Below are 13,178 nucleotides of genomic sequence, written 5' to 3' on the forward strand. Positions count from 1 at the left end.
TAAACGGAGGCTGCCATGCATGCACGTGCATCACGCGAAACAGACCAACAATACCGGGCGCTACGCCCCCGGCTGCTGATGTGTATGGTGATTGGGTACGCCGCGTTTTATCTGACGCGCAAAAGCGTTAACTACGTCCTCCCGGCGCTGCAAACGGATCTGGGTCTGGATAAAGGCGATATCGGCCTGCTGGGATCGCTGTTTTATCTGACCTATGGCCTGTCAAAATTCACCGCTGGGCTATGGCACGACAGCCACGGACAGCGCGCGTTTATGGGCATTGGCCTGTTTGCGACCGGCGTTTTAAACGTGCTGTTCGCCTTTGGTGAATCGCTGACGCTGCTCCTGGTGGTCTGGACGCTGAACGGATTTTTTCAGGGCTGGGGCTGGCCACCCTGCGCCCGACTACTGACTCACTGGTACTCGCGTAACGAACGCGGCTTCTGGTGGGGCTGCTGGAATATGTCGATCAACATCGGTGGGGCCATCATCCCGCTGATTAGCGTCTTTGCCGCCCACTGGTGGGGTTGGCAGGCAGCCATGCTGGCTCCAGGAATAATCAGCATGGCGTTAGGCGTCTGGCTCACCCTGCAACTGAAAGGCACGCCCCGGGAAGAAGGCTTACCCACGGTTGGGGAATGGCGGCAAGACCCGCTGGAGTTGCGTCAGGAGCAGCAAAGCCCGCCGATGGGACTGTGGCAAATGTTGCGCACCACCATGCTGAAGAACCCGATGATCTGGCTACTCGGCGTGTCATATGTGTTGGTCTATTTGATCCGCATAGCGCTCAACGACTGGGGCAACATCTGGCTGACGGAAAGCCACGGTGTGAACCTGCTCAGCGCCAATGCCACGGTAATGCTGTTTGAAGTCGGCGGCTTGCTGGGGGCGCTGTTTGCCGGATGGGGATCGGATTTGCTGTTCAGCGGTCAGCGTGCGCCAATGATTTTGCTGTTCACACTGGGGCTGATGGTCTCCGTCGCCGCGCTGTGGCTGGCGCCGGTGCACCACTACGCGCTACTGGCAGTGTGTTTCTTTACCGTGGGCTTTTTTGTGTTTGGCCCACAGATGCTAATTGGCCTCGCGGCCGTGGAATGCGGACATAAAGCGGCAGCAGGTTCAATTACTGGTTTTCTCGGGCTGTTCGCCTATCTGGGGGCCGCGCTGGCGGGTTGGCCGCTGTCGCTGGTCATAGAACACTACGGCTGGTCGGGAATGTTCAGTTTGCTCTCGGTTGCCGCTGTCTTTATGGGTTTATTGCTGATGCCATTGCTCATTGCGGGCATTCCCCCTTCTCTCAGTCAAAGGATAAAACAATGAAACTGACGCTTACCTCTACCCTAATTGCCTCCGCTCTGACGCTGGCAGCCTTCAGCAGTGCAGCTCAGGCGCAGGGTCGTCTAGTGGTGTATTGCAGCGCCACCAACGAAATGTGCGAAACCGAAACCAAAGCCTTCGGTGAAAAATATGATGTGAAGACTTCATTCATTCGCAACGGCTCAGGCAGTACGCTGGCGAAAGTGGATGCCGAGAAGAAAAACCCGCAAGCGGATGTCTGGTACGGCGGTACGCTGGATCCACAGTCTCAGGCCGGTGAAATGGGCTTGCTGCAGCCGTATAAATCACCAAACCTCGAACAAATCATGGAGAAGTTCCGCGATCCGGCAAAAGTGAAAGGCAACCTCTCCTCGGCGGTTTATGTCGGTATTCTGGGCTTTGGCGTCAATACCCAGCGCCTGAAAGAGAAAAACCTACCGGTGCCAAAATGCTGGAAGGATCTGACCAAACCGGAATACAAAGGCGAAATCCAGATTGCTGATCCGCAAAGCTCCGGTACCGCCTATACCGCACTGGCGACTTTTGCCCAACTGTGGGGGGAAGATCAGGCCTTTGACTACCTGAAACAGCTCAACGCCAACGTCTCGCAGTACACCAAATCCGGCATTGCCCCGGCGCGCAACGCCGCCCGTGGCGAAACGGCTATCGGCATCGGTTTCTTGCACGACTACTCACTGGAAAAAGAACAGGGCGCACCGCTGGAACTTGTCTCACCGTGCGAAGGTACCGGTTATGAAATCGGCGGTGTCAGCATCCTGAAAGGCGCGCGCAACCTCGATAACGCCAAACTGTTCGTTGACTGGGTACTGTCGAAAGACGCGCAGGAGCTGGCGTGGAAGAAAGGTAAATCCTATCAGATCCTGACCAACACCACCGCCGAGACGTCCCCTAACTCGCTGAAGCTCGACGACCTGAAGCTTATCAATTACGACATGGATAAGTACGGCTCGACCGACGTGCGTAAAGCCCTGATCAATAAGTGGGTCAGCGAAGTGAAGATGGGTAAATAACCCCAGATTTACGTTCATTTGCCGGATACGGCCTCAACGCCATATCCGGCCTGAAATACCGGAACCGCTATGTCACACACACTTGCACTCCATCCCGTGAAAAAACGGGATGCGATATTTCTTTGGATTTTACTCGGCTGGCTGGCGTTTGCCCTGCTGCCGAGCTGGAGCCTGGACTACGGTCTGCTGGAATCGACGCGCGAAGAAATTCTCGCCGCCTACGGCTGGTCACAGTTCAATATCAGTTGGCTCTGGTATCTGCTGCCAAGCCTGCTGCTGGTGCGCCCGTTCCATGAAGCCAGACGCGAACAGCGCAGCCGCCATTATTTTGATGCGGGCTGGGCGTTTTTCTGTATGGCGTTTATCGTCGCCAGCGCGACTATTGAGGGACGCGGCTTAGGCTATGCCACCATCGTGCTGTTTGTGGCACTTGGCGCGATCATGACCCTGGCGCTCACCCGTCTGGAATGGCTGGGCGGCGACCGTTTCGTCATCGGCTCGCTCACCGCGATTGTCGCGCTGATCGGTATTTTTATCGTCTGGCCAAGTATCGCTATTTTCATTCCGATGTTCACCAACGACGCCGGAGAATTTGCTCCGCTGGCGTTTATGAATGTGCTGTCGCAGGCGCATATCATTCAGGTGATCCTCAACTCGATTATGCTGTCGATTGCCGTCGGCGTCGGCTGTACCTTCTTTGGCCTGGTGCTGGCTATCTACACCACCCGTATTGCGAAACGCAGCGCCATTATTGGACGTATTTTCTCGATTCTGCCAATCGTCACCCCGCCGTTTGTTGTGGGTTTAGGCGTAACGCTGATGATGGGACGCTCCGGTTACATCACCGAATTTATGGTCGAATGGTTTGGTTTGACCAACACCAACTGGCTGTACGGTTTTACCGGCATCTGGCTGGCGCAGGTGCTGGCCTTCACTCCGATGGCGTTTATGATCCTCGACGGGGCGATCAAAACCATTCATCCGTCGCTGGAGGAGGCGTCATACACCCTGCGCGCCAGCCGCTGGCAAACCTTTAACGGCGTGTTTGTCCCGCTGCTAAAACCGGCACTGGCAAACGCCTTTTTAATTGTGGTGGTGCAGTCGCTGGCCGACTTCAGTAACCCGCTGGTGCTTGGCGGTAACTTCGATGTGCTGGCAACGCAAATCTACTTCTACATCACCGGTTCCCAGCTCGACTACCAGGCCGCCAGTACGCTGGGTGCCTTCCTGTTGCTGTTCTCGCTGCTGGTGTTCTGCGTGCAGTACATGTGGATTGGTAAACGCTCGTACGTCACCGTTTCTGGTAAATCCTATCGGGGCGACGTGCAGCCGCTGCCGGTAACGCTGGTATGGAGCGTGGTCGCGCTCCTGGCGGTGTGGATTGCCTTTAACGCCCTGCTCTACGGCAGCATTTTCTACGGCAGTTTCACCGTAAACTGGGGCGTGGACTACACCCTGACGCTGGCGAACTTTACCAAACTGTTCGGTCAGGGAATGAGCGACGGCGCGTGGCCTTCACTGCTCGACACCCTGCTCTACGCCGGGATTGCCGCGCCGATCACCGCTATCTTCGGCCTGCTGATCGCATGGGTTGTGGTGCGTCAGCAGTTTAAAGGCAAAAAGACCATCGAGTTCACCACTATGCTGTGCTTTGCCGTTCCGGGCACCGTAGCGGGCGTGTCGTACATTCTGGCCTTTAACAGCGCCCCGGTATACCTCACCGGCACCGCCGCCATCGTGATTATCTCAATGGTAATGCGTAATGTCCCGGTCGGTATCCGGGCGGGCATTGCGGGCTTAGGCCAAATCGATAAATCGCTGGATGAAGCCTCGCTCAGTCTGCGTGCCGGTTCCCTGCGCACCATTACGCATATCCTGTTGCCGCTGCTGCGCCCGGCGATCCTCTCAGCGCTGATCTACAGCTTTGTGCGCGCCATTACCACCGTCAGCGCCATTGTGTTCCTCGTCACGCCGGATACCCGCGTGGCCACGGCCTACATCCTGAACCGCGTAGAAGACGGCGAATACGGCGTGGCGATTGCCTACGGTTCCATTTTAATCGTGGTGATGCTGGCGATTATTTTCATCTTTGACTGGCTGATCGGTGAATCACGTACCTCCCGTTCAAAAGCCAAAAACCAGGCGTAATGGAGCGCACTATGACTCAGAAAAATTTCGTTGAACTGCGCAACGTCACTAAACGATTTGGCAGCAACACGGTTATCGACAATATCAATCTCACCATTCCGCAGGGGCAAATGGTAACGCTGCTCGGCCCGTCCGGCTGCGGTAAAACCACCATCTTGCGTCTGGTTGCCGGGCTGGAAAAACCGAGCGAAGGACAAATTTTCATTGATGGCGAAGACGTTACCCATCGTTCTATTCAGCAGCGCGATATCTGTATGGTGTTTCAGTCATATGCCCTGTTCCCGCACATGTCGTTAGGGGAGAACGTCGGTTATGGCCTGAAGATGCTCGGCGTGTCGCGCGCGGAGGTGAAAACCCGCGTCAAAGAGGCGCTGGCGATGGTGGATCTGGAAGGATTTGAAGACCGCTTTGTCGATCAGATCTCCGGCGGTCAGCAGCAGCGCGTGGCGCTGGCCCGTGCGTTGATCCTCAAACCGAAAGTGCTGCTGTTTGATGAGCCGTTAAGTAACCTGGACGCCAACCTGCGTCGCAGCATGCGCGACAAGATCCGCGAGCTGCAAAAGCAGTTTGATATCACCTCGCTGTACGTCACCCACGATCAAAGCGAAGCCTTTGCGGTTTCCGATACCGTACTGGTGATGAACAAGGGACACATCATGCAGATCGGCTCGCCGCAGGATCTCTATCGCCAGCCCGCCTCCCGCTTTATGGCGAGCTTTATGGGCGATGCCAACCTGTTCCCGGCCACCTTCAGCGACAGATACGTTGATATCTACGGCTATCATCTGCCGCGCCCACTGCACTTTAGCGATCAAGGCGAGGGCATGGTAGGCGTGCGCCCGGAAGCGATCACCCTCAGCGACCGCGGCGAAGAGAGCCAGCGCTGCGTGATCCGCCACGTCGCGTATATGGGACCCCAATATGAGGTCACGGTGGAGTGGCACGGACAGGAGATTTTATTGCAGGTCAACGCTACGCGTCTGCAGCCGGACGTCGGCGAGCAGTATTATCTCGAAATCCATCCGTACGGCATGTTTGTGCTGGCGGATGCGGCATAAAGTGTTACCCATGTTTCCGGTTCATACCGTATCGCCATCTGGCAAAAAATGCCCGATGGCGGCTTACGTCTTATCGGGCCTGGGCCTGAACTTTTAACGCGGCAATATCCGCAGGCGTGGTGCGACAGCACCCGCCAATCAATCGTGCGCCAGCGGCCTGCCACTGTGGCAGATAATCCGCCAGTTGCGCACAAGACTCACCGTGATGATGCCAGGTTTTGCTCGCGGCATCGTACTGCTCGCCCGAATTCGGATACACCACCAGCGGCAGCGCCGTTAAGCCGTGTAAATGCTGCAACGCAGCGGTGGTGTTTTCCAGCGCAATGCAGTTAATGCCTAACGCCACCACCTGCGGATAATCCGCCAGCAACGCGACCACGTCACGCAGCGGCGTACCGTCGCTCAGGTGCTCGCTGTCACGCAGAGTAAATGAGAACCAGACTCGTGCACGCGGGTACGCGGTCAACAGCTCAGCCAGTGCGCCAATCTCGACAAAATTCGGCAGGGTTTCGCAGGCCAGCAGATCGGCCCCGGCATCCAGCAATGCTTCCACACGCGGGCGATGAAACGCCTGGAACGCCTCGGCGCTGCGCTGGTAATCGCCACGGTATTCAGAGCCGTCCGCCAGATACGCGCCGTAAGGTCCGACAGATCCCGCCACCAACAGCGTGCCCGCTTGCGGGTTCTCTGCCAGATACGCTTCACGCGCTTTACGCGCCAGCTCCACGCTTTTGCCAATCAGCGCTTTCGACTGCGCTTCATCCAGGCCACGCGCGGCAAAGCCCGCCGGTGTCGCCTGATAGCTGGCGGTGATCGCGCATTGCGCCCCCGCCCGGTAATAATCAAGATGCACTTCGCGGATAAGCTCCGGGTTTTCTACCAGCACTTTGGCTGACCACAGGCTGTCGGCTAAGTTACACCCTCGCGCTTCCAGCTCCGTCGCCATCGCGCCATCCAGTAACAGGACATCCTGTTTCTCAAGGAGAGCGCGTAACGGATTATTCTGCGACATGTTCTGGCTCCTGTTTTGCGTTACGGGGTTGAGTAAGGAAATATGCACCATAGCACAACGCAACAAACGGTAACCCGCACCACAACGCAATTCTCTGCGCTGGATCGAATGCCAGCCCTACACAGGCCACCAGGCACAACACAAATCCTAATACCGGCACCAGCGGATACCACGGCGCACGATAATGTAATGCACTCAATGCCTTACCCTGTTGCAAATGACGGCGGCGAAAAACAAAGTGCGAAGCGCAGATGCTCAGCCACACCGCCACCACCGCAAACCCGGAGATTGCCGACAGCGCGACAAATACCGTGTCCGGGGCCACCACGCTGGAAAACAACGCCAGTACGCCGCCGAGCATACTGACCGACAGCGCCGTCAGCGGCACGCCGTTTTTCGTTACTCGCGCAAAACAGGCTGGCAGCGTACGTTCATTCGACAGCGACCAGAGCATGCGCCCGGAGGCATACAGTCCGGAGTTCGCCGCAGAAAGAATGGCAGTCAGGATCACGAAGTTAAAAATATCGGCGGCGTACGGAATCCCTACCTTCTCAAACACCAGCACAAACGGGCTTTTCTCCACGCCCGCCTGCTGCATCGGGATCAGCGCCGCCAGCACAAACACGGTGCCGATAAAGAAAATAATCAGTCGCGCGATGGTGGTACGAATCGCCACCGGGATCACCTTGCGCGGATTTTCCGTTTCACCGGCGGCAATACCGATAAGCTCGGTTCCCGAAAAAGCAAAGTTCACCGCCACCATAGTCATCAGGATCGGTAAGCCGCCATGCGGGAACCAACCTTCCGCCGTGATATTACTCAGCCCCGGCGCGGGCGAGCCATCCTGCATCGGGATAAAGCCAAAAATCGCCGCCCCGCCGAGGATAATAAAGGCGATGATAGTGACCACTTTCACCAGTGAGAACCAGAACTCCCCTTCGGCAAAAAAGCGCGTGGAGATAACATTCAGGCCAAAAATAATCACACAGAACACCACGCACCAGACCCATACTGGCACCAACGGAAACCAGTACTGCATACAGAATCCGGCAGCGGTAAAACTCGAACCAAGCGCCACGGTCCAGGTCAGCCAGTAGAGCCAGGCCACGGTATACCCCGTCGCCGGGCCGAGATAGCGCGCTGCATAGACGTGAAACGCCCCGGTCTCCGGCATCGCGACCGACAGCTCGCCCAGACACTGCATAACCAGCCAGACCACCAGCGCGCCAATCAGATAGGCCAGCAGCGTTCCCGCGGCCCCGGTAGTGGAGATGATGTAGCCGGTATTGAAGAATAACCCTGTGCCAATCACGCCGCCTAAGGAGAGCATAATCAGGTGACGCGTTTTCATCGTGCGCTTCAGTGGCGCATTTTGTTGTGTTGTTTGCATATAACCTTCCAAACGTATGGACATCTAAACATCCAAAGAAGGTGTGTTATACCGCGTTTGTTAACACAATGCAAAATCAACCCTGCACCAGACGCAGATGACCGCGCCGGGCGCTTAATATCGGGTGGGGGTTAATTATCAAATATAAAAAGGGCCGCCAGCTCATAACGCCTCCGTTGCCAGGCTTTACATAAACTCTGGCAACGTCATCGCCGGCTGGCGTTCACCCGGAAGTGGGAACCGTATCTCCCCACTCATACAACCGAACGATTGTTTATGAGCCACTGGTCGGGATCGGCATCTGCGATTTACGGCTCATCAGGAAAAATACCGCCAGCCCTGCCAGTAAAATGCCCGGCGCAGAAGCCGCCATCACGCCTACCGTTCCTGTGCCGAGCGCTAACATTTTTCCTGCCAGCAGCGGGCCGCTCATCGCCCCCAGACGCCCAACAGCGACGGCGGTACCCACGCCTGTCGCGCGGATCTGCGTACTGTAAAACAGCGGAGCCAGCGCATACAGCACGCTTTGTCCTCCAGTGGCAAACATCCCCGCCACAAATCCGGCCATCAGCATACCGCTCAATGACGACACCGTCCCCAGCGCCAGCAATGAAGCCAACATCCCGGTGTAGATCAGAAGCGACATGACCACCGGGCGCAGTTTGTCCATTAACGCCCCGAGAATTAACGTGCCGCTGGCCGCACCGATTTGCAGAGCAAACATCACGCCAGCCGCCTGCGAGGGCTGAAAGCCCTGCTCCACCAGCAGCATCGGCAGCCAGTTAATCAGCATATACACCACCAGCAGGGTGAAGAAATAGCACAGCCACAGCAGCAGCGTGGCGGTGGCGGTAGCGGGTGCGAACAGGGCGCGCAACGGCGCGGCGGCCACCTGCGTTTGCTGGGCATAAACCTGTGATTCCGGCAGCCAGCGCATCAACAACGGCACCAGCAGCAGCGGGATCACTCCGCCAACCCAGAACACCGTTTGCCAGGCGGCGGCCAGACCGCTAAACCCGAGCGCCGCCGCTAACGCCGCGCCAATCGGCACACCACAGTACATCAGGCTCACCGCCGTACCGCGAAAACGCGGGCCCGCCGCTTCGGAGGTCAGCGCGATCAGATTCGGCAACGCCGCGCCCAACCCGACGCCGGTCATCAGACGGGCAAACACCAGCGACGAGAAATCCCAGGAAATCGCCGTCGCCAGCGAGAACAGGCCGAACAGCGCCACGGAGGCAATAAGAATGCGCTTGCGGCCATAGCGATCGGCCAGCATGCCGCCCACCAGCGCGCCGGGCAGCAGTCCGAGAATGCCCGCACTGAAGATCCAGCCCATCTGCATTTTATCCAGCGCAAACACCTGGGCGATACCGACGGCAGCGATCCCGGCGGCCTGTAGATCCAGCCCTTCCATCAGGGCAACTAAAAAGCAAAGCCCGACGGTTAACGTCAGTCGGTAAGATGTGGGGGTACGGGTAGTCATAAGATGTGCCTCTGAGGTCACGATGCAGGTGAGTCGCGGCTGATACGTTGCCAGCCGCGTAATCATTTTTATTTTCTATTGCGCAGATCCAGCGCCACGTCGACGATCATATCTTCCTGGCCGCCCACCATTCGGCGTTTGCCCAGTTCAACCAGAATATCGACCGCGCTCAGGCCATAACGCGCCGCCGCCACTTCGCAGTGACGCAAGAAGCTGGAGTACACCCCGGCATAGCCCAGTGCCAGCGTTTCGCGATCCACCCGCACCGGACGGTCCTGCAGTGGACGCACCAGATCGTCGGCGGCGTCCATCAGCGCATACAGATCGGTGCCGTGCTGCCAGCCGAGCTTATCCGCAGCGGCGATAAATACTTCCAGCGGCGCGTTGCCCGCGCCAGCGCCCATACCCGCCAGGCTGGCGTCGATACGGTCGCAGCCCTCTTCCACCGCGGCAATCGAGTTCGCCACGCCGAGGCTCAGGTTGTGATGCGCATGCATTCCGGTTTCTGTCTCTGGCTTCAGCACCGCTTTCAGGGCGCGGAAGCGGGCGCGAATATCGCTCATATTCATCGCCCCGCCGGAATCGACCACGTAGATACAAGTCGCGCCGTAGTTTTCCATCAGCTTCGCCTGCTGCGCCAGATTCTCCGGCGTGGTCATATGGCTCATCATCAGAAAGCCGACGGTATCCATGCCGAGCTCACGCGCGTACTGAATATGCTGGGCCGACACGTCCGCCTCGGTGCAGTGGGTCGCCACGCGCACCACTCGCGCGCCGGCCTGATACGCGTTTTTCAAGTCATGAAGAGTGCCGATGCCCGGCAGCAACAGCGTGGCGATCTTTGCGTGTTTGACCACGTCTGCAGCCGCTTCAATCCACTCGAGATCGCTGTGCGCGCCAAAGCCGTAGTTAAAGCTGGAACCTTGTAAACCGTCGCCGTGGGCCACCTCAATGGAATCAACCCGCGCGTCGTCCAGCGCTTTGGCAATCTGGCGCACGTTTTCCAGCGAATACTGGTGACGAATCGCATGCATACCGTCGCGCAGGGTCACGTCAGAGATATAGAGTTTTTTACCGTTCATGCTGCTTCTCCTGCCTGACGGGTGAGTGACTGCGCCATCTGCTCAGCGGTCGCCAGCGCGCTGGAGGTCATAATGTCGAGGTTGCCCGCGTAGGCGGGTAAATAGTGCGCCGCACCTTCCACTTCCAGATACACCGCGGTTTTCAGCCCGGAAAACTGACCAATACCCGGCAGATTCACCGGTTTATCCTCCGGGATGATTTCAAACTGGACGCGCTGTTTCAGGCGATAGCCCGGCACATACGCCTGCACCGCCGCCGCCATGTCATTAATCGACGCTTCAACTTCAAGCTGAGAGGCCGCTTCGCTCAACACATACACCGTGTCGCGCATCATCAGCGGCGGCTCAGCCGGGTTAAGTACGATAATGGCTTTGCCTTTGGCCGCGCCCCCCACCACTTCAATCGCCTTCGAGGTGGTTTCGGTAAACTCGTCGATATTGGCGCGGGTGCCCGGTCCCGCAGATTTACTGGCGATCGAGGCGATAATTTCGGCGTAATGGACTTTTGCCACGCGAGAAACCGCCGCCACCATCGGAATGGTCGCCTGCCCGCCGCAGGTCACCATATTGACGTTCTGTTGGTCAACGTTAGCCTCCAGGTTCACCACCGGGACGCAGTACGGGCCGATCGCTGCGGGCGTCAGGTCGATCAGACGGATCCCCGGTTTTACGGCGCGCAGCGCGGCGTCATTTTTCACGTGCGCGCCCGCGCTGGTGGCATCAAACACGATGTCAATGTCAGCGAATTCTGGCATCGCAAGAAGCCCCGTCACCCCTTCATGGGTGGTGGCAACGCCCATACGCCGGGCGCGTGCCAGACCGTCGGATTGCGGATCAATCCCCACCATCACCGCCATCTCCAGACGTACGCCGTGACGCAGAATTTTAATCATCAAATCGGTGCCGATGTTGCCAGAGCCGATAATGGCGACTTTACGCTTACTCATGACTGACTTCCTTTTGTAACCGCCGCTGAAAAGGTGGCGGCAACTGAACCAATACCGTCGATATGGGCTTCGAAACGATCGCCCGCATTCACCGCCACCATCGGGCCTAACGCCCCGGTGAGAATAATGTCCCCGGCACGCAGCGGCTCGCCGAGGCTGGCCATTTTGCGCGCCAGCCACACGGCGGCGTTGATCGGATGTCCCAGACATTCGCTACCGCGCCCGCTGGAAACCTCTTCGTTATTGCGCGTCATTTTCATCGCGCAGTTTTTCAGATCTAACCCTGCCGGACGCTGTGCCGGACCGCCGACCACATACACGCCACAGGAGGCGTTATCCGCCACGGTATCAACAAACTTGATCGACCAGTCGCGAATACGGCTGCCGACCACTTCCAGCGCGGGTAGCACCCACTCGATGGCGTTGTACAGCTCGTCAAAGGTGGTATCGGCATTGGGCAGATCGCGGTTCAGCACCAGCGCAATCTCCGCTTCAATACGCGGTTGTAGCACGCGGGCAAACGCAATGGTGTCGTTGTCGCCGTAGCACATGTCGGCGAACAGCGTGCCGAAGTCCGGCTGATCGACGCCCAACTGCTGTTGCACTTTCGGGTGCGTCAGCCCCACTTTGCGCCCGACGACGCGACGCCCTCGCGCCACGTCATACTGCACATTGATACGCTGAATGGCGTAGGCCGCTTCGGCGTTATCCACGCCGATCAGTTCACGCAGCGGGGCGATAGCGTCCCCTTTTTCCTCAGCCTGACGTAAATCGGCGGCTAACTGCTCAAGATTAAGATTCGTCATGTCCGTTCCTTAAGGGCGTGCGAGGAAGTTCAGCACCAGCTGGTTAAAAGCATCCGCATGTTCCCACTGTGCCCAGTGCCCGCAGTCGCGGTAGATGTGCAGCTCAGACCCGGCAATCCCGGAGAGCAGGCGCAGGCCGGCGTCCATCGGCACGAAGCGGTCGTTGCGTCCCCAGACAATCAGGGTCTGGGCTTTGATTTCCCCCAGGCGCGGGCTGAAATCCGGAAACTGTTTCGGGTTGGCTTCAAGGCTGTGGACAAAGTTTTCCAGGTGATCGCGACGCGACAGCATGTTATTCAGACGCGCCTCAAACAGCGCCTCGGTCAGGTCGCTGGTGTCGAAGACAAAGATCTCCATCATCAGCTTCAGGTTCTCGATGGTCGGTTCGCGGTACAGCTGATTCAGGCGCTTGATGCCTTCGGTCGGCATCGGGGTAAACAGGCTCATGCCCCCCGTCCCGCCGCCCATCAGCACCAGCTTGCCCACACGCTCCGGCCAGCTCAGGGTGAACGCCACGGCACTGTGGCCCCCCATCGAGTTGCCCAGCAGATGGATTTTCTGAATATCCAACTGATCGACCACGCTTTTCAGGATGCGAGCATTAAGATCGGATCGCGAACCGTGGTTAACGATGCCATCGCTTTTGCCCCAGCCAGGACAATCCAGCAGGATCACCCGGTATCCAGCCTCCACCAGCGGATCGATATTGCGGCTGAAGTTCGCCCAGCCCGTCGCACCCGGACCAGACCCATGCAACAGCACGACGGTCTCTTCGCCCTGTCCACAGTCATTGAAATGCACGCGCAGCGTTTCGCCTGCTTCCTGCACCTGCAGAAAACGACTGGTTGCGGCTTCGGTTTGCGGTTGGTAAGTCATGATGTTCTCCTGCATATTCAGTTCT

11 protein-coding genes are annotated in these 13,178 nt (G+C 57.9%); 4 read left to right on the forward strand and 7 right to left on the reverse strand.

Translation table 11 applies throughout. From position 1 onward, the window contains the following. Nucleotides 1-15: 15 nt before the first annotated feature. The 4 genes from uhpC to fbpC all read left to right on the forward strand — a co-directional run bounded on the left by uhpC (nucleotide 16) and on the right by fbpC (nucleotide 5,554). The gene (gene uhpC, locus HVZ52_RS17665; protein ID WP_049270217.1) at nucleotides 16-1,320 is read left to right on the forward strand and encodes an MFS transporter family glucose-6-phosphate receptor UhpC; all 1,305 of its coding nucleotides are present in this window, start codon (nucleotides 16-18) and stop codon (nucleotides 1,318-1,320) included. Beyond that, a complete protein-coding gene (locus HVZ52_RS17670) occupies nucleotides 1,317-2,348 on the forward strand; it encodes an ABC transporter substrate-binding protein (protein WP_016151983.1) in 1,032 nt (343 codons plus the stop codon). Before uhpC ends, HVZ52_RS17670 begins: the two co-directional genes overlap by 4 nt. A gap of 69 nt (nucleotides 2,349-2,417) precedes the next feature. Beyond that, a complete protein-coding gene (locus HVZ52_RS17675) occupies nucleotides 2,418-4,496 on the forward strand; it encodes an iron ABC transporter permease (protein ID WP_019076131.1) in 2,079 nt (692 codons plus the stop codon). 11 nt (nucleotides 4,497-4,507) lie between these two features. Further along, complete coding sequence (gene fbpC / locus HVZ52_RS17680) at nucleotides 4,508-5,554, forward strand: ferric ABC transporter ATP-binding protein (RefSeq protein WP_046275613.1); 1,047 nt, start codon at nucleotides 4,508-4,510, stop codon at nucleotides 5,552-5,554. Between the two features lie 70 nt (nucleotides 5,555-5,624). Here fbpC and mmuM read toward each other — a convergent pair whose 3' ends face one another. The 7 genes from mmuM to mhpC all read right to left on the reverse strand — a co-directional run bounded on the left by mmuM (nucleotide 5,625) and on the right by mhpC (nucleotide 13,153). Next, nucleotides 5,625-6,566, reverse strand: coding sequence for a homocysteine S-methyltransferase (gene mmuM, locus HVZ52_RS17685; RefSeq protein ID WP_181598536.1), 942 nt, complete (start codon nucleotides 6,564-6,566; stop codon nucleotides 5,625-5,627). Beyond that, the gene (gene mmuP / locus HVZ52_RS17690) at nucleotides 6,553-7,956 is read right to left on the reverse strand and encodes an S-methylmethionine permease (RefSeq protein ID WP_032946968.1); all 1,404 of its coding nucleotides are present in this window, start codon (nucleotides 7,954-7,956) and stop codon (nucleotides 6,553-6,555) included. The genes mmuM and mmuP overlap by 14 nt, the downstream gene beginning before the upstream one ends. A gap of 274 nt (nucleotides 7,957-8,230) precedes the next feature. Next, entirely contained in the window at nucleotides 8,231-9,442 is a 1,212-nt protein-coding gene (gene mhpT / locus HVZ52_RS17695) for a 3-(3-hydroxy-phenyl)propionate transporter MhpT (RefSeq protein WP_181598537.1), read from the reverse strand. 68 nt (nucleotides 9,443-9,510) lie between these two features. Then, entirely contained in the window at nucleotides 9,511-10,524 is a 1,014-nt protein-coding gene (gene mhpE, locus HVZ52_RS17700) for a 4-hydroxy-2-oxovalerate aldolase (RefSeq protein WP_137380950.1), read from the reverse strand. Then, nucleotides 10,521-11,471 (reverse strand): acetaldehyde dehydrogenase, encoded by a 951-nt coding sequence (mhpF, locus tag HVZ52_RS17705; RefSeq protein WP_181598538.1) that lies wholly within the window; start codon nucleotides 11,469-11,471, stop codon nucleotides 10,521-10,523. The genes mhpE and mhpF overlap by 4 nt, the downstream gene beginning before the upstream one ends. Next, nucleotides 11,468-12,277, reverse strand: coding sequence for a 2-keto-4-pentenoate hydratase (mhpD, locus tag HVZ52_RS17710; protein WP_016151974.1), 810 nt, complete (start codon nucleotides 12,275-12,277; stop codon nucleotides 11,468-11,470). The genes mhpF and mhpD overlap by 4 nt, the downstream gene beginning before the upstream one ends. Before the next feature lie 9 nt (nucleotides 12,278-12,286). Continuing rightward, the gene (mhpC, locus tag HVZ52_RS17715; RefSeq protein WP_181598539.1) at nucleotides 12,287-13,153 is read right to left on the reverse strand and encodes a 2-hydroxy-6-oxonona-2,4-dienedioate hydrolase; all 867 of its coding nucleotides are present in this window, start codon (nucleotides 13,151-13,153) and stop codon (nucleotides 12,287-12,289) included. Between the last annotated feature and the right edge of the window lie 25 nt (nucleotides 13,154-13,178).

Origin of the sequence: Citrobacter sp. RHB36-C18 (assembly GCF_013814485.1) — a bacterium.
GTDB lineage: Bacteria > Pseudomonadota > Gammaproteobacteria > Enterobacterales > Enterobacteriaceae > Citrobacter > Citrobacter braakii.